Here is a 24,004-nt window from a genome sequence, read left to right as displayed (position 1 = left end):
CCCCCTTGGGTCAGGATTTTAGGTAGCCGTTGGCGGCCAGAAAGCTTTCGGTAATGTTACTGGAGGCTGGCTCTGCAGCCTTGTCGCCCAGCAACAGGCGCTCCAGATAACGTGCCAGCAAGTCCACTTCCAGATTCACCCGGCGACCTGGCTGGTACGACGCCATGATGGTTTCGCTCAGGGTGTGCGGAATGATCGTCAGCAGGAACTCGGCGCCATCGACCGCGTTCACGGTCAGGCTGGTGCCGTCGACGGTGATCGAGCCTTTGTGGGCGATGTACTTGGCCAACTCTTTCGGTGCACGGATGCGGAACTCAACGGCGCGTGCGTTCTCGGTGCGGGCAACGACCTCGCCCACGCCATCAACGTGACCGCTGACCAGGTGCCCGCCAAGGCGAGTGGTCGGGGTCAGGGCTTTTTCCAGATTGACCGGGCTGCCGCTTTTCAGGTCGTTCATGGCGGTGCAGTCGAGGGTTTCGCGGCTGACGTCCGCCGCAAAGCCGTTGCCTGGCAATTCAACGGCTGTCAGGCACACGCCGTTGACCGCGATGCTGTCGCCCAGTTTGACGTCGCTCAGATCGAGCTTGCCGGTTTCTACATGGACCCGCACATCTCCGCCTTTTGGGGTCAATGCACGAATACTGCCGATGGATTCGATGATGCCGGTAAACATGAAGTCCTCCTCGAGAACAGGGCCGTCGCGTGGCGCAGGCCGGAATTATACGCTCGCCGCTGGCGCAGGAATGGCAATGACTCGCCAGTCATCGCCAACCGCGCGGATTTCGGTGATTTTGAGCTCGGGCGCGTCTTTCATCTGCGCCAGCGGCCAGTCCAGCAATGGGCGGGCGGAAGAACCGAGGAACTTGCCGGCGATGAAAATCTGGAACTCATCCACCAAGCCTTGCTGGGCGAAAGCCCCGGCCAGACGCGGGCCTGCTTCGACCAGCACCTCGTTGACCCCGCGATTGGCCAGTTCGACCAGCAACTTGCGCAGGTCAACCAAACCATCGTCGCCCGCCACAATCAGGCATTCCGGACCGTTGGCGTATTGCTCTTCGATTGCCATGCAGGTGGCGACCAATGCCGGGCCGGCCTTGAAGAACGGCGCGTCCAGCGGCACTCGCAGACGGCCGTCGATCAGCACGCGCAGCGGCGGTCGGCTCATGGCCAAAGCGGTTTGCTCGGCGTCCAGTCCCAACTCGTCAGCGCGCACGGTCAAGCGGGCATTGTCCGCCAGCACCGTGTCGGCGCCGGTCAGCACCACACTGGCCTGGGCGCGCAGGCGCTGCACCGCAGAACGTGCGGCCGGGCCGGTGATCCATTGGCTCTCGCCGCTTTCCATCGCCGTACGACCGTCGAGACTCATGGCCAACTTGACCCGCACGAACGGCAAGCCATGCTCCATGCGCTTGAGGAAGCCTTGATTGAGCTTGCGCGCCTCGCCTTCCAGCACGCCGCTTTCGATAGCGATGCCGGCCTGGGCCAGACGCTGCATGCCGCGACCGGCCACCGACGGGTTCGGGTCCTGCATCGCCGCGACCACGCGGGCGACGCCGGCATTCACCAGTGCATCGGCGCAGGGCGGCGTGCGGCCGTGGTGGCTGCACGGTTCGAGGGTCACGTAAGCGGTGGCGCCACGGGCCTTGTCGCCGGCGGCACGCAGGGCGTGGACTTCGGCGTGGGGTTCGCCGGTACGCTCGTGCCAGCCTTCGCCGACAATCTGCCCGTCCTTCACGATCACACAGCCAACACGCGGGTTGGGGTGTGTCGTGTAATGGCCTTTGCGCGCCAGTTCCAGGGCGCGGGCCATGTAATGGGCGTCGAGGATGGCTTGTTCTGGGGAGGTGGTCATTCTTTCACCGGCTCACGGGCCAGGCGATCGATCTCTTCGCGGAACTCGTTGAGGTCCTGGAAGCGCCGATACACGGAGGCGAAACGAATGTAGGCGACTTCGTCGAGCTTTTGCAGCTCGGCCATCACCAGTTCACCGACCACGAGGGACTTGACCTCGCGCTCGCCGGTGGCGCGCAGTTTGTGTTTGATGTGCACCAGCGACGATTCGAGGCGCTCGACACTCACCGGGCGCTTCTCCAGCGCACGCTGCATGCCGGCGCGCAGTTTTTCTTCGTCGAACGGCTGGCGGCTGCCGTCGGTTTTGATCAGGCGCGGCAACACCAGTTCAGCGGTTTCGAACGTCGTGAAACGCTCGCCGCAGGCCAGGCATTCGCGCCGGCGGCGCACCTGTTCGCCCTCGGCGACCAGACGCGAGTCGATGACCTTGGTGTCGTTGGCACCGCAGAAGGGACAGTGCATGGTGGCAGGCAACAAAAAAAGGGAGGGCCATGGTAGCGCATCCCGGTGGCAAGACAAGCCATAGGGTTTGCGGTATACAGACGGGCTATATAGAACGATCCATGGATTTCACCTTGCTGGAGCCGCTAATGTCACTCAGACCGCTCGTATTGCTCAGCCTTTTCAGCCTGTTGGTGGCCTGTAGCAGCGATGCACCCAAGCCCCAGCCGCCGACGCCAGGGCCTGCCCCTCAGGCGGCGCAGAAGAAAGCTAAAGAGTCCGCCAACCTCGGCCCGCTGCCCGCCTATCAGCGTGAATTGAGCGGCACCCTGCAAGGCGTGCCGGCCGGCGCCGAAGTCGAACTGGCGCTGCTGGTGATCGACGAAAAGGACCGCCCGCAGCAACTGCTCGCCAGTTCGAGCCTGATCGGCACCAATCAGGTGTTGCCGTTTCATTTGCGTTTCAACCCGGAATCCTTCCCGGTCGGTGCCCGCGTTGAACTGCGGGGCCGCGCCAGCCAGTCCGGCCAGCTGATTTTGCACCTGCCGTCGCAAACCATCACGCAGCCAACCACGCAGGCCCTGGGCCAGCTGCAATTCGTCAAAGCGCCATGATTGCACCGCTCGACCTGCAACAGGCGTTAAGTGAACTGCTGGGTGATGCGCAGCTTGTCCCTGTCGCATTGCCCGATACCGAGCTGAAACTCTGGCTGATCGACGGCGACAACATGGATCGCGCCTTCAGCCCGGAAGAAACCCGACGGATCCTGCATGAGCCGCCGTACTGGAGTTTCTGCTGGGCCAGCGGGCTCGCAGTGGCCCGTTATCTCGCAGAATGTCCCGAGTGGGTCAAAGGCAAACGCGTGCTGGATTTCGGCGCCGGTTCCGGGGTCGCGGGGATTGCCGCCGTGAAGGCCGGGGCGCTGGAAGTGGTGGCCTGCGACCTGGACCCGCTGGCGATTGCCGCGTGTCGGGCGAATGCCGAACTCAATGAAGTGGAACTCAGCTACTCGACGGACTTTTTCGCCGAGGCGGACCGGTTTGATCTGATTCTGGTGGCCGACGTGTTGTATGACCGGGCGAACCTGCCGCTGCTCGATGAGTTTTTGAGCCGTGGCCGAGAGGCGCTGGTGGCGGATTCGCGGGTGAGGGATTTTCGTCATCCGCTGTATCGGCGCATCGAAATGCTGGAAGCGATGACGTTGCCGGATCTGTGTGAGCCGGAAGAGTTTCGGCATGTGAGCCTGTACCACGCGCGACGCGGCTAAAAGCTTTCGCGAGCAAGCCCGCTCCCACGCTTGTTTTGTATCGTTCATAAAAGCCCGGTTCACCGCAGATCCGATGTGGGAGCGGGCTTGCTCGCGAAAGCGTCCTGTCAGACAACCCATCACCAACAGCCACTCCGCTTCCGGCCACCCCCCACCAAGCCGTATAGTTGCCCCATTCACGCTTTTACGAGATCTCCCATGAGTCAGGAAACGCCGTACATCTTCGACGCCACGACCGCTGATTTCGACCAGTCGGTGATCGAGAACTCTTTCCACAAACCGGTGCTGGTGGATTTCTGGGCCGAATGGTGTGCGCCCTGCAAAGTGCTGATGCCGATGCTGCAGACCATTGCCGAGAGCTATCAGGGTGAGTTGCTGTTGGCCAAGGTCAACTGCGACCTCGAACAGGACATCGTTGCCCGCTTCGGCATTCGCAGCCTGCCGACCGTGGTGTTGTTCAAGGATGGCCAGCCGGTGGATGGCTTTGCCGGTGCGCAGCCGGAATCCGCCGTCCGTGCGATGCTTGAGCCTCACGTACAGATGCCGCCACCGGCGGCGGCTGATCCGTTCGAACAGGCTCAGGCGCTGTTCGACGAGAGTCGTTTCGCCGACGCCGAAGCCATTCTCAAAGTGCTGCTGGGTGAAGACAACACCAACGCCAAGGCGCTGATTCTCTATGCCCGTTGCCTGACGGAGCGCGGCGAGCTGGGTGAAGCGCAGACCGTGCTCGACGCGGTGAAAAGCGATGAACACAAGGCTGCGCTGGCCGGCGCAAAAGCGCAGATCCAGTTTCTCGGCCAGGCCAAGGACCTGCCGGATGCCGCGGACCTGAAGGCGCGTCTGGCGAAGAATCCGCAGGACGATGAAGCGGTGTATCAATTGGCGATCCAGCAACTGGCCCGTCAGCAGTACGATGCCGCGCTGGACGCGTTGCTCAAGCTGTTCATCCGCAACCGCAGCTACAGCGAGGGTTTGCCGCACAAGACCTTGCTGCAGGTGTTCGAACTGCTGGGCAATGATCACCCGCTGGTGACCACGTATCGCCGCAAGTTGTTTGCTGCGCTGTATTGATCTGTAGGAGCCGGCTTGCTGGCGATGGCCGAGACGCGGTTGATCAGTGACACCGCGGCGCGGCCATCGCCAGCAAGCCGGCTCCTACAGGATCGGGACCCTCCTCGGGCTTACGATTCGATCCAGCTGTAGAGCGGCGTATCCCCGCCGCTCGACACTTTCACCTCGGCGCTATGGCGCAAGCGCACCAACAAGCGCTTGCCCGACGCCGCGCTGCCGGTCAGTCCTTCCAGTTGGTCCAGCAAATCCGGCCCGCTCAACTGCCCGGCCTTGCGCAACAAATCCTTTGCGATCTGCCACTGCGCATCGTCCTGATTCACCGGTTTGGCCGGCACCGCACTGGCTTCGGGCTTGACCACCTGCAACTGCGCGCCGAGCCGTGCCCAGTCACCGTCGTCCATCTCCAGGGTCAAATCTACCGGCCAGTCGCCGACAGTTCCGCGTATCCGCAACATAAGCCTGCTCCTGCACATTTCTGACCCACATGCTCCCATGGGACTTGTGCAACGCCAAGCGGGCGGTCAAACTCTCCGCACTTACGTTATAAGATTACATAACAATCTCTTCACTTTACTTCCGGAGACCCACCATGCGTCGTCTGCTGCTCGCTTTGCCGTTTGCCCTGTTGCCGCTGGCTGTCGCCCACGCCGCTGATGAACATGACCATGAGCACGGCAGCCTTGGCGCCCACGAACATGGCGTCGGTCGCCTGAACGCGGCATTGGATGGCCAGACTCTGGAGCTGGAACTGGAAAGCCCGGCGATGAACCTGGTGGGTTTCGAACACGCGGCCACCACCGATGCCGACAAGGCCAAAGTCGCCGCCGTCCGTGCGCAGCTGGAAAAACCGCTGGCCCTGTTCAACCTGCCGAAAGCCGCAGGGTGTGTGGTGGCGACCCAGGAACTGGAAAGCCCGCTGTTTGGTGACAAGCCAGACGCCGATGACGATCACGACGACGATGCCAAAGACGAACATCATCACGATCACAGCGAAATCCACGCGCACTATCAATTCACCTGCGCGGCCCCGGGTGCGCTGAAAAACCTGGACCTGGCGAACATTTTCAACACCTTCCCGGCGACCCAGAAAATTCAGGTACAACTGATCAGCCCGAGCGGGCAGCAAGGAGTTGAAGTGACGGCCAAGGCTGCCGCCCTCAAACTCTGAATCCACCATGATCCTGTAGGAGCCGGCTTGCTGGCGATGAACGATAACGCGGTTTCATTCATGGACCGCGGCGCATGTATCGCCAGCAAGCCGGCTCCGACAGGTCATCAGCACTCATGAAATCGGCGCCATGACCCAAGCACTCATCGAACTGTCCGACCTGGGCTTCAGCTGGCCCGGTCACCCGCCACTGCTGGACATTCCGGCCTTCCGCCTGGAACCCGGTGAAACCCTGTTCCTCAAAGGCCCGAGCGGCAGCGGCAAGACCACCCTGCTCGGCCTGCTCGGTGGCGTGCAAAAACCCGATCGCGGCAGCATTCGCCTGCTCGGCCAGGAACTGACCGAGCTCGGCGCCGGCGCGCGTGACCGCTTCCGGGTCGATCACACCGGCTACATCTTCCAGCAGTTCAACCTGCTGCCGTTTCTCTCAGTGCGCGAGAACGTTGAATTGCCCTGCCACTTCTCCAAGCTGCGCGCTCAAAGGGCGATCCAGCGCCACGGCAGCGTCGATCAAGCGGCCGCCACCCTCCTCGCCCACTTGGGCCTGAAGGATGAAAGCATCCTCAGCCGCCGCGCCGATTCGCTGTCCATCGGGCAGCAACAACGCGTCGCCGCCGCCCGTGCCTTGATCGGTCAGCCGGAACTGGTGATCGCCGACGAACCGACTTCCGCGCTGGATTACGACGCTCGCGAAAACTTCATTCGCCTGCTGTTCGCCGAATGCCGTGAAGCCGGGTCGAGCCTGTTGTTTGTCAGCCACGACCAAAGCCTCGCGCCGCTCTTCGATCGCCACCTGTCGCTGGCCGATCTCAATCGCGCCGCCACCCCGTCCGAGGTCTGAGATGTATTTGTTTCGTCTAGCCATGGCCAGCCTGGCTAACCGCCGCTTCACCGCGATCCTCACTGCGTTCGCCATCGCCCTGTCGGTCTGCCTGCTGTTGGCCGTGGAACGGGTGCGCACCGAAGCCAAGGCCAGTTTCGCCAGCACCATCAGCGGCACCGATTTGATCGTCGGCGCCCGCTCCGGCTCGGTGAACCTGTTGCTGTACTCGGTGTTCCGCATCGGCAACGCCACCAACAACATCCGCTGGGACAGCTTCGAACACTTCGCCAACAACCCGAAAGTGAAGTGGGCGATCCCGATGTCCCTCGGCGATTCCCATCGCGGTTATCGGGTGATGGGCACCACCGAGGCGTACTTCGAGCATTACCAGTACGACCATCAACAACACCTGGAAGTGGCCGAAGGCCGCGCCTTCGCCACCGACCCGTTCGAAGTGGTGCTCGGCGCCGAAGTGGCCGATGCGCTGCACTACAAGCTCGGCGACAAGCTGGTGCTGGCCCACGGTGTGGCGGTGATCAGCCTGGTCAAACACGACGACAAACCGTTCACCGTGGTCGGCATTCTGAAACGCACCGGCACCCCGGTGGACCGCACGCTGCACATCAGCCTCGGCGGCATGGAAGCGATTCACATCGACTGGCACAACGGTGTGCCCGCCCAGGGCCAAGGCCGGATCAGTGCCGATCAGGCGCGCAACATGGACTTGACGCCGCAAGCGATCACCGCGTTCATGCTCGGCCTCAACAGCAAGATTTCGACCTTTGCGCTGCAGCGCGAAATCAACGAATTTCGCGGTGAACCGATGCTGGCGATCCTGCCGGGCGTGGCGCTGCAAGAGTTGTGGAGTTTGATGAGCACGGCGGAAAAAGCCTTGTTCGTGGTCTCGCTGTTCGTGGTGCTGACCGGGCTGATCGGCATGCTCACGGCGATTCTCACCAGCCTGAATGAACGTCGGCGCGAGATGGCGATTCTGCGTTCGGTGGGTGCCCGGCCGTGGCACATCGCAACGTTGCTGGTGCTGGAGGCGTTCGCCCTGGCGCTGTCGGGCGTGATCGTCGGCGTAGCCCTGCTTTACGTGTGCATCGCCGCCGCACAGGGTTATGTGCAAGCCAATTACGGCTTGTATCTGCCGCTGGCGTGGCCAAGTGAATATGAATGGACGCTGCTCGGTGGCATCCTGATCGCCGCCCTGCTGATGGGCAGCGTGCCGGCCTGGCGCGCGTATCGCCAATCCCTGGCCGATGGCCTGTCGATCCGACTATGAGGACGTTAACGATGCCCCGCGCTCTGCTTGCGCTGTTGATGCTGGTTGCCCTGCCGTTGTGGGCGGCCGAGCCGAAAGAGCTGACCTGGTCGGAAATGATTCCGCCGGACGCCATGCCGGAAGTGCCGAACATGACGCCCCTGCATGACCTGTCGCAGATGGGCAATGCGTTGTCCGCCGAGTCGGCGCCCGCCGCCAAACAGGACATGCCCAATGCGCCGGTGGTGAAGAGCCTCGACGGTCAGAACATTCGCCTGCCGGGCTACATCGTGCCGCTGGAAGTGAGTGAAGAAGGCCGTACCACGGAGTTTCTGCTGGTGCCGTATTTCGGCGCCTGCATCCATGTGCCGCCACCACCGTCGAACCAGATCGTGCATGTGAAAAGCGAAGTCGGCGTGAAGCTCGATGAGCTGTATCAGCCGTACTGGATCGAGGGGCCGTTGCAGGTCAAGGCGTCGACCAGTGAGTTGGCGGATGCGGGGTATCAGATGGAGGCGGACAAGATTTATGTGTATGAATTGCCGGAGTGAATCCGGTGGTCATGGGGTGTTTGATAGATAGCCTTCGCGAGCAAGCCCGCTCCCACAGGATTTAAGTGATCCCTGTGGGAGCGGGCTTGCTCGCGAAGGGGCCAGCAAAGGTTCCGCAAAAATCGGGGCCATCACCGTTTCATTGAGCTGAATCAAAAGACCGTACCAGACGGCTCCGTACCATTGGACATCGAACATTTTCAACGTCCTTTGGAGCCCACATGCACAAGTCTTTGCTCAGCGCTTCGCTGTTTGCCCTCGCGCTCGCAGCCCCGCTCGCCTACGCCCACGAGGCAGGCGACATCATCGTTCGCGCCGGTGCGATCACCGTCAACCCGAAAGCCGACAGTTCCAGCGTCAAGGTCGATCAAGGCCCGTTGGCCGGCGCCGATCTGGGTGGCAAAGCCACCATGAGCAGCGACACTCAACTGGGTCTGAACTTCGCCTACATGCTCGACAGCCACTGGGGTATCGAGCTGCTCGCCGCCTCGCCGTTCGAGCATGACGTGAAAATCAAAGGCACTGCCCTGGGCGCGGCCAACGGCAAACTCGGCACCCTGAAACACCTGCCGCCGACCCTGAGCGTCGTGTACTACCCACTGGACGCGAAGTCCGCATTCCAGCCGTACGTGGGCGCCGGTATCAACTACACCTGGATCTACGACGAACACGTCGGCAGCGAAGCCGAGGCCAACGGCTTCAGCAACTTCAAGGCGAAAAGCTCCTGGGGCATGGCGTTCCAGGTCGGTGCTGATTACATGATTACCGACAACATCATGCTCAACGGCCAGGTGCGCTATATCGACATCGATACCCAGGCGACCGTGGAAAACAACGCCGTTGCCCCTGGCACTCGGGCCAAGGTCAATGTGGATGTCGATCCGTTCATCTACATGGTGGGTCTGGGTTACAAGTTCTAAGCCGCCTTCGCGAGCAAGCCCGCTCCCACATTAGACCGCGTTCATCTGAACGACCCGGTCACCTGTGGGAGCGGGCTTGCTCGCGCCTACAGAAGTCCCAACAACCGTGCCAGGCCGACACTCATCGGTGTCTGCGTCGGGCAAGTAAAACGCTCCAGCAACCGCTGGTTGTTCGCCCGCGAATGGCGGATATCACCGGAACGCGCCGGGCCGTAGTTCACCGACGGCAGCTCGCCGACGACCACTTTCAGCGCTTCCAGCATTTGCTTGAGCGTGGTTGCCTGGTTCCAGCCGACATTGACCGCGCCGCTTTCAACCTGCGGTTTCTCGATGGCTTGCACCAGCACGTGGACCAGGTCCTCGACGTACACGAAATCCCGCGTCTGCTCACCGTCGCCGAACACCGTGATCGGCAGGCCCTTCTGCGCCCGCTCACTGAAAATGCTGATGACCCCGGAGTACGGCGAGGACGGATCCTGGCGTGGGCCGAAGATGTTGAAGAAGCGGAAAATCACCGGTTCCAGCCCATGCTGGCGACGGTAGAAATCGAAGTAATGCTCACTGGCCAACTTGTCCGACGCGTAGGGTGTCAACGGTGCCTTGGGCGTGTCTTCGTTGATCGATTCGCCTTCACCATTATTGCCATAGACCGCTGCGCTGGACGCAAACAGCACACGCTTGACGCCGGTCTGGCGCATGGCTTCGCAGACATTCAACGAGCCGATGAAGTTGCTCTGGTGCGTCTTCACCGGATCGTCAACCGAGGCCTGCACCGAAGCCACTGCCGCCAGGTGCGCGACTGCACTGCAACCGGCCATCGCCTTGGCGACCAGTGCCGCATCGGCGACGTCGCCGACCATCAGCTCGACCCCAGGGTTATCCAGCGGCAGGTTGCTGCGCTTGCCGGTGGACAGGTCATCGAGAATCCGCACCGTATGGCCCTTGGCGAGCAAGGCGTCGGTCAGGTGCGAGCCAATGAAACCGGCGCCGCCGGTGATTAAAACGGGGCCGTCAGCCATGGCGATAGAACCTGTCCAGTAAACCCGGGAGTGCAGCACGCCAGGCGCGGGGCTTGATCCCGAAGGTGTGGAGGATTTTCTTGCAGGCCAGCACCGCATGTTGCGGTTCTTCGGCAGCGTCCGGGCGCGCGGCGTGAGCCTGGGCGGTCGGCGCTTCGATGGCCAGCGGATGCAGCGCGCGGGCTTCGGTGAGAATGGCCTGCCCCAGCGCCAACGGCGTGGTCGCTTCGTGCCCGGCGTAATGGTAGGTGCCCCACAGCGGCGCCGCGCAATCGAGTTGCTTGAGCACGGAAATGATTACCCGAGCGGCGTCGTCCACCGGCGTCGGGTTGCCACGGCGATCATCGGCCATCAGCAGCTCGTCAGGTTGTTCTGCGCGGGACAGGAAACGTCCGAGGGTGCCTTCGGGGCTGTCATCGAGCAGCCAGCCGAACCGCAGCAGCACATGCTGCGGGCAGGTCGCGCGCACGCTTTGCTCGATCCGCCACAAGGCCTGACCACGCAGGCCCAGCGGCACCGGCTCGTCTTTTTCGCTGTAAGCGGTCGCCCGGGAGCCATCGAACACGCGATAGCTCGAGGGTTGCAGCAGAACGATGTTGTGGTGCTGGCACAGTTCGGCCAGACGCTCGATGGCGCGCTCCTGCCCGGCCAGACGCAGCTCGCTGACCGTCTCCGCCTGAAACCAGTCGAAGTAGTAGGCGAGGTTGATCAACGCGTCCGGTCGAGTGTCGTCGAGCAGTTGCGTCAGGCTCGCGGCATCCCAGCCGTCTTGCGGTGGGCGGGGGGCGAGGAAGCCGATGTCTTCTTCCGCACCGAGGCGAATCAGCGCCTGCCCAAGGGCATTTCCGCCGCCCAGTAACATAAGGCGCATTCGCATAGAGTCAGCAGGCCCAGTCTGATTGGAACAATGGCTTTATCGACACCGCTCGCGGGCGATGCCGTCGATAGATGCCGGAATCGTTGCATTTTGCGGGTTTAGTGCGCAACCGTCATCCGTAAAGTGTAGATACCTTGGATGTGCGCTGCCTGTGCCACCCCCTTCGCGAGCAAGCCCGCTCCCACAGGGGATTTGCGGCGCACACAAATCCCCGTGGGAACGGGTTTGCTCGCGAAGAGGCCCTCAGCATCGGCAAAGGTCTTGAGTGGTACTTGCATCTTCCCACCCTCACCCGCATAAATTGTTCCATGAATCTGCCCATTCCCACGGACGCTGCACTGACAGGCTTCCACCCCGCCGTCAGCGCCTGGTTCAGCAGCACCTTCCCGACGGCCACCACCGCCCAGGCCCGGGCGTGGCCGCTGATCCGCCAGCACCGTTCGACCCTGATCGCTGCGCCCACCGGTTCAGGCAAAACCCTCACCGCGTTTCTCGCCGTTATCGACGACCTGGTTCACCGTGGCCTGGAAACCGCAGGCGGTTTGCCCGACGAAACGCTGGTGGTGTACGTCTCGCCACTCAAGGCCTTGTCCAACGACATCCAGATCAACCTGCAAAACCCGCTGGCCGGCATCACTGAACAGTTACGTGTGATGGGTTTGCCCGAGCTGCAGATCACTACTGCCGTGCGCACCGGCGATACGCCGCAAAAAGACCGCTCGGCGATGCGCAAAACCGCGCCGCACATTCTGGTCACCACCCCGGAATCCCTTTACGTGCTGCTCGGTTCCGACTCCGGCCGGCAGATGCTCGGCACCACGCGCACGGTCATCGTCGACGAAATCCACGCCATCGCCGCCAGCAAACGCGGCAGTCATCTGGCCCTGAGCCTGGAACGCCTGCAGGCGTTGTGCGCAGCACCGTTGATGCGCATCGGCCTGTCTGCCACACAAAAACCGATCGAAGCCGTCTCGCGCTTTTTGGTCGGTCGTGACCGTGACTGCGAGATCATCGACATCGGCCACGCCCGCCCACGGGATCTGGGCATCGAAGTACCACCGGTGCCGTTGTCCGCCGTCATGGCCAATGATGTCTGGGAACGGGTCTACGACCGCCTCGCCGTCCTCGCCCGCGAACACCGCACCACGCTGATTTTCGTCAACACCCGACGCTTGGCCGAACGCCTGAGCCGGCATTTGAGCGAGCGTCTCGGCAAGGAAGCGGTTGCCGCCCACCATGGCAGCCTGGCCAAGGAGTTTCGCCTCGACGCCGAACAGCGGCTCAAGCGCGGCGACCTGCAAGTGTTGATCGCCACGGCGTCGCTGGAATTGGGGATCGACATCGGCGACGTCGATCTGGTCTGCCAGATATCTTCGCCGCGCTCCATTGCCGGATTTCTGCAACGGGTCGGCCGTTCCGGGCACCAGGTCGGCGGCACGCCAAAGGGACGCTTGTTCGCCATCACCCGCGATGACCTGATCGAATGCACCGCCCTGCTCGACTGCGTGCGTCGGGGCGAACTCGATACCTTGCAGATTCCTCAGGCGCCGCTGGACGTGCTGGCCCAACAGATCATCGCCGAGGTCAGTTGCCAGGAATGGCAGGAGCAAGCGCTACTGGAGGTTTTCCGTAAAGCCTCGCCCTACGCCGGACTCGACGAAACGCATTATCAGGCACTGCTGCAGATGCTCGCCGAAGGCTACAACAGTCGCCAGGGCATCCGCAGCGCCTACCTGCACCGCGACGCCGTGACGCGCACGCTGCGTGGTCGCCGCGGCAGCAAACTGACCGCCGTGACCAGCGGCGGCACCATTCCGGACAACGCCGACTACAGCGTGCTGCTGGAACCGCAAGGGCTGAACATCGGCAGCGTCAACGAAGACTTCGCCGTGGAAAGCATCGCCGGCGATATCTTTCAGTTGGGCAATACGTCGTACCGAATCCTGCGGGTCGACACGGGCAAGGTCCGGGTCGAGGACGCTCACGGGCAGCCGCCGACCATTCCATTCTGGCTGGGTGAAGCGCCGGGGCGCAGCGCGGAATTGTCCTTCGCCGTGGCACGTCTGCAAGCACAACTCGATGAACTGCTCGGCGCCACGCCCGGCAATTTGCAGCCCGCCCTCGACTGGCTGACCGATACCCTCGGCCTGAACCTCGCCAGCGCCGAACAACTGGTGGATTACCTCGCCCGCGCGCGCCTGACACTGGGGGCCCTGCCGTCGCAGGACACGCTGCTGATGGAGCGTTTTTTCGACGAGTCCGGCGGCACGCAACTGATCATCCACACGCCGTTCGGCAGCCGCATCAACCGTGCGTGGGGCCTGGCCTTGCGCAAGCGATTCTGCCGCACCTTCAATTTCGAATTGCAGGCCGCTGCCAGCGAAGACGCGATTGTCCTTTCGCTGTCCACCAGCCACAGTTTCGAGCTCGATGAGGTCTGGCGCTACCTGCACAGCAACAGCGCCGAGCACCTGCTGATCCAGGCATTACTCGATGCGCCGCTGTTCGGCGTGCGCTGGCGCTGGAACGCCGGGGTCGCGCTCGCGTTGCCGCGTTACACCGGCGGGCGCAAAGTCGCGCCGCAGATTCAGCGGATGAAAAGCGAAGACCTGATCGCCAGCGTGTTCCCCGACCAGATCGCCTGCGTGGAAAACCTCGCCGGCGAGCGCGAGATTCCCGAGCATCCACTGGTGGAACAGACCCTCGACGATTGCCTGCACGAAGCCATGGACTGCGAAGGCTGGCTGGCCTTGTTGCGGCGCATGGAAAGCGGCGACGTTCGCCTGATCAGCCGCGATCTGCCGGCGCCATCGCCGCTGGCCGCAGAAATTCTCAGCGCCCGGCCTTACACCTTTCTTGATGACGCGCCGCTGGAAGAGCGCCGCACCCAGGCTGTGCTCAACCGGCGCTGGACCGATCCGCAATCCACCGACGACCTCGGCGCACTGGATGCCGAGGCGATTCAAGCGGTGCGCGATGAGGCCTGGCCGACGCCGACCGGCCTTGATGAAATGCATGAGGCCCTGATGAGTCTGGCGTGCATCAGCGAAGCCGAGGCGCAGGCCAATCCGCAGTGGCCCGATTGGCTGAACGCACTTGCCGAGAGCGGTCGCGCCAGTCGTTTGCAGGTCGATGCCGAGCGATCCCTGTGGCTGGCGCTTGAACGACTGACGTGTCTGCGGGCGATTTATCCACAGGCAAAATTAGTCCCGTCGCTGGAGGCGCTTCCGGGGTTCGATGAGGCGTGGGAGCCGGACGAGGCGGTGCTGGAAGTCATCCGCGCGCGGCTCAGCGCGTTTGGCCCGTTGCCGCTGAACGCGATTGCCGAACCGCTGGGATTACCGCCGATACACATCACCCAGGCGCTGGCGCAACTTGAACGCGAAGGTTATGTGTTGCGCGGGCGATTTACCCCTGGCGCCGATCAGGAAGAATGGTGCGAACGGCACCTGCTGGCACGGATCCATCGCTACACGGTCAAGCGCTTGCGGCGGGAAATCGAACCGGTGGCGCTGCAGGATTTCATGCGTTTTCTGTTCGACTGGCAGCATCTTTCTGCGGCGACCCAGGGCCAGGGCAACGCCGTGTTGCCAGCGATTGTCGGTCAATTCGAAGGCTACCCTGCCGCTGCTTCCGCCTGGGACAGCGACATTCTGCCAGCGCGGATCAAAGATTATTCGACAAGCTGGCTGGATGACCTGTGCCGCAGCGGCAAACTGGTCTGGACGCGCCTGACTGCGCGCAGCAAAAGCGCCAGCACCGCGTTGCGCAGCACGCCCATCGTGCTGCTGCCGCGCAGTCAGGTTGGGTTGTGGAGCAGTCTGACTGAGCAGACATCGGTCAGTGAACTGTCGCCGAAAACGCAAAAGGTCTACGAAGCCCTCAGTCAGCACGGCGCACTGTTTTTCGATGAGCTGATTCACGAGGCTCACCTGCTGCGCTCGGAGCTGGAAATCGCCTTGCAGGAACTGGTCGGCGCCGGGCTGGTGAACGCGGACAGCTTTGCCGGTTTGCGGGCGCTGATCACGCCGGCGAGTAAACGCCAGGCCCGCAGCAGCCGACGCGGACGCGGGGCGTTTATCGGCGGCATGGACGATGCCGGGCGCTGGGCCTTGCTTCGACGCGGACCACCCGCGCCGGTGGGGGATAACAAACGTCCGGCACCCACACCGAACGAAACGCTGGAACACATCGCGATGACCTTGCTGCGCCGCTACGGCGTGGTGTTCTGGCGCCTGCTGGAGCGCGAAGCGGACTGGTTGCCGAGCTGGCGCGAATTGCTGCGCACATTCCATCGGCTGGAGGCCCGCGGCGAGATTCGCGGCGGGCGGTTCGTCAGTGGTCTGGCCGGTGAGCAGTTTGCCTTGCCCGAGGCGATTCCGTTGCTGCGGGAAGTGCGGCGCCGGGCGCATGACGGGAGTCTGATCGCGGTGTGCGGGGTTGATCCGCTGAACCTGGCGGGCACGCTGTTACCCGGCGCGAAAGTACCGGCGTTGGCGAGTAATCGGCTGGTGTATCGCGATGGTCTTCCGGCGGCTGCCGAGATCGCGGGCAAGCAGGTTTTCTGGTTGGAATCGACGATCGAAATACGCGCCAAACTGACCCGACATTGATGTTGTCTGGGCCGGCCTCTTCGCGAGCAAGCCCGCTCCCACATTTGATCTCTGTCGTACACGAATTTTGTGTCCACGGGAGATCAAATGTGGGAGCGGGCTTGCTCGCGAAGAGGCTGGCAGCTTCAACACAAAATCATTGAGTCCGCGGCTGATCCGGCAGCAACACCGGCGAATTTTCTGGCACCGCCCCGTCATCTTCCGGCTCACCCATCACCCGCTGCGGCATCAAAACCTGCTGTGGATAAGTCTGCGCGAAATGCACCCACGGGCTGTTATCCACAAGCTTTTTCAAGCGCTGGTTAAATGCCCGGCTCACCGCATACTGCCCACCCGACACCGTACGGAACTGCGCCGTCAGCACCACGCCGTTGAGGTCCATTTTGTCGACACCAAACACATCCAGCGGCCCTTGCAGGTTGTACTTGAGAAACGCGTCCTCACGGATCGACTCTCCCGCCTCGCGGATCAGCTCGATGGCCTTGTCCACGTCGGTGTCGTAGGTGAACTGCACCGAGAAAAACGCATAGGCGAATTGCCGCGACTGGTTTGTCACAGCTTTGATCTGCCCGAACGGCACCGAGTGCACAAACCCTTTGCCGTCGCGCAGACGCAAGGTGCGGATGGTCAGGCCTTCGACGGTGCCGGCATGCCCGGAATCGAGCACCACCCAATCACCAATCGACAGCGTGTCTTCAATGATGATGAACAGGCCGGTGATCACGTCCTGCACCAATTGCTGCGAGCCGAAACCGATGGCCAGGCCGACCACCCCGGCACCCGCCAACAGCGGTGCGACGTTGATCCCGAGGTTGGCCATGGTAGTGATTGCGCAGATCACCACGAGGATGATTTTGATCGCGTTGCGCAGCAGCGGCAGAATGGTTTTTACCCGCGTACTGGGCTGTGTCGTGCGTTTATTGATCGGCGGCTTCAGTGCCTCCTGAATCGCCGTATCGAGCACCACCCACAGCAACCAGGTCACCAGGAAGATCAGGCCCATGCTGCTCAGCGATTCACTGATCGCCCGGCCCACCGAGTTGCGCTCGGCGAACTCGAACAGTGACACGCCCCAGATCCGCCCGAGGATTTCGATGAACGCCACGGCCATGACAATCCGCAACAGCGCATGCAGCAAGCTGAGAAAGCGCTCCTTGTAGGCACTGCTGCGCTGGATCGCCTGGGCTTTTCCGGACTTGAACAGGTGCTGGAAAATCGTGCTGAGGAACACCGTGGCGATCAGCAGAATGGTGGTGAACAACGCACAGCGCAGGGCTTTCTGATTGTCCTCGCCGACGCCGATCAGGTTGATCGCCGAGACCATCACCATCAGCAGAATCGGCCAGTACCATAGCCCTGAAAAAATCCGCAGGGATTCCTGCAATGAAGGCTGTTTCAAGCGCTGCGCCAGCGCCCGGTTGCGGATCAGATGCGCCACCGGACGCCTCAGGCGGATCACCAGTAATCCAAAGATGATTGAAGCAAACAGGCCGGTAAACACGGCGATGCTGCTGGTGATGTTGCCACCCAGTTGCCGGGCGATCTGCGGGCTGGTCAAGGCGTCACTGAGCGCCGCAAGGAAGCCGATCAGAAACAGCGGTTTGGGGCAGTAATCACGAATGATCTGCACCGCCCGGCGCTTGTGCCCGGTGTTGAACATGACGATCACGCACAAGAACATCGAGGTGGAGAAAATGCCGCTGCTGGTGGCGTAGGCAAAACACAAGGCCAGCGCGCGGCCCACCGAGTTCGGCAGAAAATGGCTGACGTATAACGTCAGCGGCAGGCAGATCAACGCGGGAATCGTGTACGGCAGCAGGTAGCCGAGCAGGTCCTGGCTGCGCTGCCGTTTTCGGAAAAAACGCCCTTCACTCAAGCGTTTGTCCAGCAGTGCACCGAGCACTGTGAGCAAGGCGAACACACCGAGCCAGACGCCGGACAACAACAGGAAATCGCCGACCACGCTCATCGGTGATCGAGACGAAGGCTGATTCACCAGTTTGTCGACTTCATCCGCCGCCCGATCCGCCCGTATGCGCCAGGCGTCGACCAGGTTTTCGTTGAGGTCGAGCTTGTCCTGTACGTCGTCGATGCTGGAACTGATCGCCCCGAGCAAACCGCCCTGGACCAGCGGTTCAGGTTTTGCCGGCTCTTCGGCTGCGGCGGGAAGTCCCGGCACAGTGGCGGCTTCCAGTTCGTTGCTGCCCAGAAACAGCAACGCTCCCAGCAATATTGCGGTCTTGAACTTGAGCAAAACGGGGGAGCTCCTTGAAAAGGGTCTGTAAGGAACTGATTGGCAAATGCCCGGCAAGTTCGGTTTTCACCCCGATTTCCTCTGACACTCAACCTTGTAGGAGCCGGCTTGCTGGCGATGAGTCCCTCAAGAAGGGCGGTGCATTTGTGGCCACCTTCGCCAGCAAGCCGGCTCCTACAAAGGACTGCGTGTTCGCTCGGAGGCGATATTTGCGCCTAAGGCAAATATCAAATGCCCACCCCTCTATTTTTCCGCACAACCCAAACCCGGACACTGCGCTCCATCAATCAATCCACCGGAGTTGCAGCCATGCCCATTGCCTTGCTCGCGCTGACCCTCAGCGCCTTTGCCATCGGGACGACCGAGTTCGTCATCGTTGGCCTGTTACCCACGATAGGCGCCGACCTCGGCGTCAGCCTGCCGTCCGCCGGCCTGCTGGTCAGCCTCTACGCCCTGGGCGTTGCCATCGGCGCCCCGGTGCTGACCGCCCTCACCGGCAAAGTCCCGCGCAAACTGCTGTTGTTGTCGCTGATGGTGCTGTTCACCCTCGGCAACCTGCTGGCCTGGAAAGCGCCGAGTTACGAATCGCTGATCATTGCGCGAATCGTCACTGGCCTGGCCCACGGGGTGTTTTTCTCGATCGGCTCGACCATCGCCACCAGCCTGGTGCCGAAGGAAAAAGCCGCCAGCGCGATTGCGATCATGTTCACCGGCCTGACGGTCGCGCTGGTCACCGGCGTGCCGCTGGGGACGTTCATCGGTCAGCATTTCGGCTGGCGTGAAACCTTCCTCGCCGTCTCTGCACTGGGTGTGATCGCCTTCATCGGCAGCCTGCTCTACGTGCCGAAGAACATCGCCCACAGCAAACCGGCTTCGCTATTGCAGCAATTGCAGGTGCTCAAGCAACCGCGTCTGCTGCTGGTGTATGCGATGACAGCGGTCGGTTACGGCGGCTCGTTCATTGCGTTTACGTTCCTGGCGCCGATTCTTCAGGACATCTCCGGTTTCAGCGCCAGCACTGTCAGCCTGGTGTTGCTGGTCTATGGCATCTCGGTGGCGGTCGGCAACATCTGGGGCGGTAAACTGGCCGACAAACGCGGTCCGATCAGCGCCCTGAAAATCATCTTCGCCCTGCTCGCCGCCGTGTTGTTCGTGCTGACCTTCACCGCCGGTAACCCATGGTTGGCGCTGGCCACCGTGCTGGTCTGGGGCGCGGTTGCTTTCGGCAACGTGCCGGGCTTGCAGGTGTATGTGGTGCGTCAGGCCGAACATCACACGCCGCAGGCGGTGGACGTAGCGTCGGGGCTGAACATCGCCGCGTTCAACCTCGGCATTGCCGGTGGCGCGTGGGGCGGTGGTTTGATCGTCGCTCACATGGGCCTGATCCACACCGCGTGGATTGGTGGTCTGGTGGTGCTGGTGGCGCTGGCGCTGACCGCGTGGAGCGGTCGTCTTGATCGTCTGGGCCCGGTGTACGCCGAGCCGGCTGAAGGCTCGACCCGCGTCGTCGCCGGCCACTGAGTCCCCCTGCAGGAGCCGGCTTGCTGGCGATAGCGGTGTGTCAGTCACATAGGTGTTGAATGTGCCATCGCTATCGCCAGCAAGCCGGCTCCTACAGGTCTGTGTGTCTATTCAAGCTGTGCACCGTCCGTAGCCCCGTCGAAACTTTCTCGCTTGCCCCGCAGTCATCAAAAGACAGGGGCAACCGGGGACCATCAGGCGGGAGGCGATATGGCGGCGATCCACATTGGTATTTCAGGCTGGCGCTACACACCCTGGCGGGGGGATTTCTACCCGAAGGGGCTGACCCAGAAGCGCGAATTGCAGTTCGCGTCACGGGCGGTCAACAGCATCGAAATCAATGGATCGTTTTACGCCCTGCAACGGCCCGAACGTTACGCTGAGTGGTACGACGAAACCCCGGCAGACTTCGTCTTCAGCATCAAAGCCCCGCGCTTCATCACCCACATCAAACGCCTGCGGGATATCCACAAACCCCTGGCGAATTTCTTTGCCTCAGGGGTATTGGAACTCAAGGAAAAACTCGGCCCTGTCCTCTGGCAATTCCCGCCCAGCTTCAAATTCGACGCCGAGCTGTTCGAACACTTTCTAGAACAATTGCCCCGCGACACTGAAGAAGCGGCCAGCCTCGCCCGCCAGCATGATTCGCATGTGAAGGGTCACGCCAGCATGAAGGCGTACAAGAAAAAGCCACTGCGTCATGCCGTCGAGATCAGAAACGACACGTTCGTCGACCCGGCGTTTGTGCGCCTGCTCAAACGCCACAACGTCGCCCTGGTGATCGCTGACACCGCCGGAAAATGGCCGTATCGCGAAGACATCACCGCCGACTTCGTCTACCTGCGCCTGCACGGTGCCGAAGAACTCTATGCCAGCGGTTACACCGCCCAAGCGCTGGAACGCTGGGGCGAACGGATCGACGCCTGGAACCACGGCCGACAACCCTCGGACCCGCAACTGATCGCACCGCGGCAAAAGCCCAAGGCGCGCAAATCCCGGGAAGTGTTTTGCTATTTCGACAATGACATCAAGGTCCGCGCACCCTTCGATGCCCGTCGCTTGCTCGAATATTTTCATCTCGACAAGCGCCTCGCCACCACCCCCGGCGTGCCTGCTGCCGAAGGGGTGCTGCCATGAATGGGCCCGAGCCGTTCAATGCCGCCGATGATCAACCGCCAGCCATGGCCGCTGCGCGCCGTTTCACTGTGCTGACGGTCAACACGCACAAGGGTTTTACCGCGCTCAACCGGCGTTTTATCCTGCCGGAACTGCGTGAAGCGGTGCGCAGCGTATCCGCCGACGTGGTGTTTTTACAGGAAGTCCACGGTACCCACGAACATCACCCTCGGCGCTATAGCAACTGGCCGACGATGCCGCAGTACGAGTTTCTCGCCGACACGCTGTGGCCGCAATTCGCCTACGGACGCAACGCGGTGTACCCGGAGGGCGATCACGGCAATGCGCTGCTGTCGAAATTCCAGATCATTCGCCACGACAATCTCGACGTGTCCATCAGCGGACACGAGAACCGCGGCATCCTGCATTGCGTATTGCGCCTGCCCGGCGACGGCCCGGAAGTGCACGCCATTTGCGTCCATCTGGGGCTGCGCGAAACCCATCGCAATGAACAGCTGAAGCTGCTGGCCCAGCGTCTCGAAGAGTTACCGAGCGCTGCACCGGTGATCGTCGCCGGCGACTTCAACGACTGGCGCCAGCGCGCCGATGCACTGCTCAAGCCTTGTGGTTTGCGCGAGGTGTTTGCCGAACACCACGGCAAACCGGCGCGCAGTTTTCCGGCCCGCTTGCCGGCCTTGCGCCTGGACCGCATCTACGTGCGCAACCTCAAGGCCAGTCACCCGAAAGTCCTGGCGACGCGGCCTTGGTCGCACCTTTCCGACCACGCACCGCTATCGGTGGAGATCGAGCTATGAGCAGCGCTCCGATGGAGAAAAGCACCGTGGAACACGTGTCCACCAACCCGCCGATCCGTGAGCCCGGCGCGGTCGACGTCCAGTACGGCTGGCAGGGCAACAACCTGGTGGAACTGCTGGAGAATGGCGAAGCATATTTTCCGAGGGTGTTCGAGGCCATGCGCCAGGCCAAGACTGAAATCCTCCTGGAAACCTTCATCGTGTTCGAGGACAAGGTTGGCAACGAACTGCAGCAAGTGCTGATCGAAGCGGCGCAACGCGGCGTGCGGGTCACCGCCAGCCTCGACGGTTTTGGCTGCGGCGAGTTGACCACCGGCTATCTCGCCGCATTGAGCGAGGCCGGCGTGCGCATTCAGATATTTGACCCGGCGCCGAAACGGCTCGGCATTCGCACCAATTGGTTTCGGCGCCTGCACCGCAAGATCGTGGTGGTCGACGGCACGATCGCGTTCATCGGCGGGATCAACTTTTCCGCTGACCATCTGGCCGACTTCGGCCCCGAGGCCAAGCAGGATTACTCGGTTGAAGTGCAAGGCCCGGCGGTGGCCGACATTCATCACTTCGCCCTGCTGCAAAGTGGTCGTCCGGCGCGGGCCAAATACTGGTGGCAACGAAGGCGGCAGCGGCGTTCGGAACTGGCTTTCAGCGATCACGATGGCCAGGTTCGCTTGGTGTACCGCGACAACGGCGATCACCAGACCGATATCGAAGAGGTTTATCGACAAGTCCTGCGCAGCGCCCAGCGTCGCGTAGTCATCGCCAATGCTTACTTCTTTCCCGGGTATCGCCTGCTGCGCGAGATACGCAACGCCGCCCGCCGTGGCGTCGAGGTGCGGCTGATTCTGCAAGGTCAGCCGGACATGATGGTGGCCAAACTGGCAGCGCGCATGACTTATGACTACCTGCTCAAGGCCGGAGTGCAGATTCATGAATATTGCGAGCGCCCGCTGCACGGCAAAGTCGCGCTGGTGGACGAGGACTGGAGCACCGTCGGGTCGAGCAACCTCGACCCGCTGAGCCTGTCGATGAACCTGGAAGCCAATGTGCTGATCCGCGATCGTGCCTTCAACCGCGACTTGTTCGAACGCCTCGAAACGCTGAGCAACAACCACTGCAAAGCCATGTGTGCGGACAAATCCCCGCGCGGACGGGTCTGGCACATGACCGTCGGTTTCCTGGTGTTTCACTTTCTGCGGCACTTCCCGGCGTGGGCCGGCTGGCTGCCGGCACACAAGCCGCGCCTGAAACCCTTCACCCACCTCGATGGAGGCGACCATCATGAACCGCGTTGAAGCGCACCCGGCGCCTCACGCCGACAGCCCGACACCCGCCTCGATAAAAAAATCACGCTGGAGCCGCTGGAAAAAACCGCTGACGATGGTGTTTTTCCTGGCGCTGATCGTGCTCTTCACGATGCTGGCCCAGCGCATCGAATGGAGCGAGGTGTTCGACAACCTTGCCGACTTCAAGGTGCGCACGCTGATCATTGCCTCCGGGCTGACGCTGGTGAGTTTTCTGGTGTACGCCTGCTTCGACCTGATCGGCCGCACCTACATTCGTCAGGACCTGACCTGGAAGCAGATCCTGCCGGTGGGCATCATCAGCTACGCGTTCAACCTCAATCTCAGCGCCTGGGTCGGTGGCATCGCCATGCGTTATCGTCTGTATTCGCGACTCGGCGTGAGCAAAAGCAACATCGCGAAAATCCTCGGCCTGAGCCTGGCGACGAACTGGTTCGGCTACATGGTGATTGCCGGCGCGGTGTTCAGCAGCGGCCTGGTGCGCATGCCGCCCGGTTGGAAACTCAGCACTGACGCGCTACAAGGTGTGGGGATTTTATTATTGCTGGTGAGCGCGGGTTATCTGGCGGCGTGTCGGTTTTCCACGCGGCGCGAGTGGGCCATTCGGGGCGTGGAAATCAACCTGCCTTCCTTGCGCATGGCGATCCTGCAACTGTGTCTCGGCGCACTGAACTGGTCGCTGATGGCGGCGGTGATTTTCACCTTGCTGCCGAGCAAACTGGATTATCCGCTGGTACTCGGGGTGTTGCTGATCAGCGCCATCGCCGGGGTCATCACCCACATTCCGGCAGGGCTCGGGGTGCTGGAAGCGGTGTTTGTGGCATTGCTGCAGCATGAAGTGTCACGGGGGAGCCTGGTGGCGGGGTTGCTGGCGTATCGGGCGATTTATTTTATCTTGCCGTTGCTGATTACGTTGGTGATGTATCTGATTGTCGAGGCCAAGGCCAAGTCGCTGCGGATTGCGAAAAAGCCCAAGTGATTGGGTGCCTTTGAAAACGCTATCGCGAGCAAGCCCGCGCCCACATTAGACCGCATTGCAATGTGGGAGCAACTGTCTTCACCCTGCCATTCGTCACCGCCATTCGGTGCCGTCTCTCAGCATGGCATTCAGTCTGATCAGTAATATTCGCAT

21 protein-coding genes are annotated in these 24,004 nt (G+C 62.0%); 14 read left to right on the top strand and 7 right to left on the bottom strand.

Translation table 11 applies throughout. From position 1 onward, the window contains the following. Positions 1-10 precede the first annotated feature (10 nt). Genes FBY04_RS29540 through nrdR form a run of 3 tightly spaced genes read right to left on the bottom strand, consistent with a single transcriptional unit; the run spans position 11 to position 2,313 of the window. Positions 11-673, bottom strand: coding sequence for a riboflavin synthase (locus FBY04_RS29540; RefSeq protein WP_084319673.1), 663 nt, complete (start codon positions 671-673; stop codon positions 11-13). A 45-nt stretch (positions 674-718) separates the two neighbouring features. Continuing rightward, positions 719-1,852 (bottom strand): bifunctional diaminohydroxyphosphoribosylaminopyrimidine deaminase/5-amino-6-(5-phosphoribosylamino)uracil reductase RibD, encoded by a 1,134-nt coding sequence (gene ribD / locus FBY04_RS29535; protein ID WP_084319672.1) that lies wholly within the window; start codon positions 1,850-1,852, stop codon positions 719-721. Continuing rightward, on the bottom strand, positions 1,849-2,313 hold the full coding sequence (nrdR, locus tag FBY04_RS29530) for a transcriptional regulator NrdR (protein ID WP_003228656.1): 465 nt from the start codon (positions 2,311-2,313) through the stop codon (positions 1,849-1,851). The genes ribD and nrdR overlap by 4 nt, the downstream gene beginning before the upstream one ends. 128 nt (positions 2,314-2,441) lie before the next feature. Between nrdR and FBY04_RS29525 the strand changes: the two genes are divergently transcribed. From FBY04_RS29525 to trxA, 3 genes are all read left to right on the top strand, one after another. Beyond that, on the top strand, positions 2,442-2,906 hold the full coding sequence (locus FBY04_RS29525; protein ID WP_084319736.1) for a YbaY family lipoprotein: 465 nt from the start codon (positions 2,442-2,444) through the stop codon (positions 2,904-2,906). Beyond that, the gene (locus FBY04_RS29520; protein ID WP_145318908.1) at positions 2,903-3,559 is read left to right on the top strand and encodes a methyltransferase; all 657 of its coding nucleotides are present in this window, start codon (positions 2,903-2,905) and stop codon (positions 3,557-3,559) included. Before FBY04_RS29525 ends, FBY04_RS29520 begins: the two co-directional genes overlap by 4 nt. A 198-nt stretch (positions 3,560-3,757) precedes the next feature. Continuing rightward, on the top strand, positions 3,758-4,630 hold the full coding sequence (gene trxA / locus FBY04_RS29515) for a thioredoxin (RefSeq protein WP_084319670.1): 873 nt from the start codon (positions 3,758-3,760) through the stop codon (positions 4,628-4,630). A gap of 110 nt (positions 4,631-4,740) precedes the next feature. Here trxA and FBY04_RS29510 read toward each other — a convergent pair whose 3' ends face one another. After that, positions 4,741-5,085, bottom strand: coding sequence for a hypothetical protein (locus FBY04_RS29510; protein ID WP_084319669.1), 345 nt, complete (start codon positions 5,083-5,085; stop codon positions 4,741-4,743). Positions 5,086-5,219: 134 nt separating this feature from the next. On the opposite strand from FBY04_RS29510, the gene FBY04_RS29505 reads away from it, so the two are divergent. The 5 genes from FBY04_RS29505 to FBY04_RS29485 all read left to right on the top strand — a co-directional run bounded on the left by FBY04_RS29505 (position 5,220) and on the right by FBY04_RS29485 (position 9,356). Then, on the top strand, positions 5,220-5,798 hold the full coding sequence (locus FBY04_RS29505; protein WP_145318906.1) for a DUF2796 domain-containing protein: 579 nt from the start codon (positions 5,220-5,222) through the stop codon (positions 5,796-5,798). A gap of 130 nt (positions 5,799-5,928) precedes the next feature. Beyond that, positions 5,929-6,639, top strand: coding sequence for an ABC transporter ATP-binding protein (locus FBY04_RS29500; RefSeq protein WP_084319667.1), 711 nt, complete (start codon positions 5,929-5,931; stop codon positions 6,637-6,639). Between the two features lies 1 nt (position 6,640). Then, entirely contained in the window at positions 6,641-7,906 is a 1,266-nt protein-coding gene (locus FBY04_RS29495) for an ABC transporter permease (RefSeq protein ID WP_145318903.1), read from the top strand. Between the two features lie 11 nt (positions 7,907-7,917). Next, on the top strand, positions 7,918-8,436 hold the full coding sequence (locus tag FBY04_RS29490) for a DUF3299 domain-containing protein (protein WP_084319665.1): 519 nt from the start codon (positions 7,918-7,920) through the stop codon (positions 8,434-8,436). A 221-nt stretch (positions 8,437-8,657) separates the two neighbouring features. Continuing rightward, a complete protein-coding gene (locus tag FBY04_RS29485; protein ID WP_145318900.1) occupies positions 8,658-9,356 on the top strand; it encodes an OmpW family protein in 699 nt (232 codons plus the stop codon). 86 nt (positions 9,357-9,442) lie between these two features. Here the strand turns inward: FBY04_RS29485 and FBY04_RS29480 are convergent, their stop codons facing one another. Together FBY04_RS29480 and FBY04_RS29475 are read right to left on the bottom strand one after the other, a co-directional pair. Beyond that, positions 9,443-10,375, bottom strand: coding sequence for an NAD-dependent epimerase/dehydratase family protein (locus FBY04_RS29480; protein ID WP_084319663.1), 933 nt, complete (start codon positions 10,373-10,375; stop codon positions 9,443-9,445). After that, the gene (locus FBY04_RS29475; RefSeq protein ID WP_084319662.1) at positions 10,368-11,252 is read right to left on the bottom strand and encodes a sugar nucleotide-binding protein; all 885 of its coding nucleotides are present in this window, start codon (positions 11,250-11,252) and stop codon (positions 10,368-10,370) included. The genes FBY04_RS29480 and FBY04_RS29475 overlap by 8 nt, the downstream gene beginning before the upstream one ends. Before the next feature lie 308 nt (positions 11,253-11,560). On the opposite strand from FBY04_RS29475, the gene FBY04_RS29470 reads away from it, so the two are divergent. Beyond that, on the top strand, positions 11,561-15,865 hold the full coding sequence (locus tag FBY04_RS29470) for a DEAD/DEAH box helicase (RefSeq protein ID WP_145318897.1): 4,305 nt from the start codon (positions 11,561-11,563) through the stop codon (positions 15,863-15,865). A gap of 136 nt (positions 15,866-16,001) precedes the next feature. Here the strand turns inward: FBY04_RS29470 and FBY04_RS29465 are convergent, their stop codons facing one another. Further along, positions 16,002-18,119 (bottom strand): mechanosensitive ion channel family protein, encoded by a 2,118-nt coding sequence (locus FBY04_RS29465; RefSeq protein ID WP_145318894.1) that lies wholly within the window; start codon positions 18,117-18,119, stop codon positions 16,002-16,004. 309 nt (positions 18,120-18,428) lie between these two features. Here FBY04_RS29465 and FBY04_RS29460 point away from each other — a divergent pair, with 309 nt between their 5' ends. The 5 genes from FBY04_RS29460 to FBY04_RS29440 all read left to right on the top strand — a co-directional run bounded on the left by FBY04_RS29460 (position 18,429) and on the right by FBY04_RS29440 (position 23,851). Continuing rightward, positions 18,429-19,640 carry an MFS transporter gene (locus FBY04_RS29460; protein ID WP_017341055.1) on the top strand — a complete coding sequence of 404 codons (1,212 nt, stop codon included), beginning with the start codon at positions 18,429-18,431 and terminating at the stop codon, positions 19,638-19,640. Between the two features lie 210 nt (positions 19,641-19,850). Further along, on the top strand, positions 19,851-20,777 hold the full coding sequence (locus tag FBY04_RS29455; RefSeq protein ID WP_145318891.1) for a DUF72 domain-containing protein: 927 nt from the start codon (positions 19,851-19,853) through the stop codon (positions 20,775-20,777). Then, entirely contained in the window at positions 20,774-21,571 is a 798-nt protein-coding gene (locus tag FBY04_RS29450; RefSeq protein ID WP_145318888.1) for an endonuclease/exonuclease/phosphatase family protein, read from the top strand. Before FBY04_RS29455 ends, FBY04_RS29450 begins: the two co-directional genes overlap by 4 nt. Next, positions 21,568-22,863, top strand: coding sequence for a cardiolipin synthase ClsB (gene clsB / locus FBY04_RS29445; RefSeq protein ID WP_084319656.1), 1,296 nt, complete (start codon positions 21,568-21,570; stop codon positions 22,861-22,863). The genes FBY04_RS29450 and clsB overlap by 4 nt, the downstream gene beginning before the upstream one ends. Further along, positions 22,850-23,851: a lysylphosphatidylglycerol synthase domain-containing protein gene (locus FBY04_RS29440; protein WP_145318885.1), complete on the top strand. Its 1,002-nt coding sequence runs from the start codon at positions 22,850-22,852 to the stop codon at positions 23,849-23,851. Before clsB ends, FBY04_RS29440 begins: the two co-directional genes overlap by 14 nt. Positions 23,852-24,004 lie beyond the last annotated feature (153 nt).

The organism is Pseudomonas sp. SJZ080 (assembly GCF_007828295.1).
Classification (GTDB): domain Bacteria; phylum Pseudomonadota; class Gammaproteobacteria; order Pseudomonadales; family Pseudomonadaceae; genus Aquipseudomonas; species Aquipseudomonas migulae_A.
The sequence above is the reverse complement of the archived record's forward strand: the minus strand, read 5'-3'. Positions and strand labels throughout refer to the sequence as shown.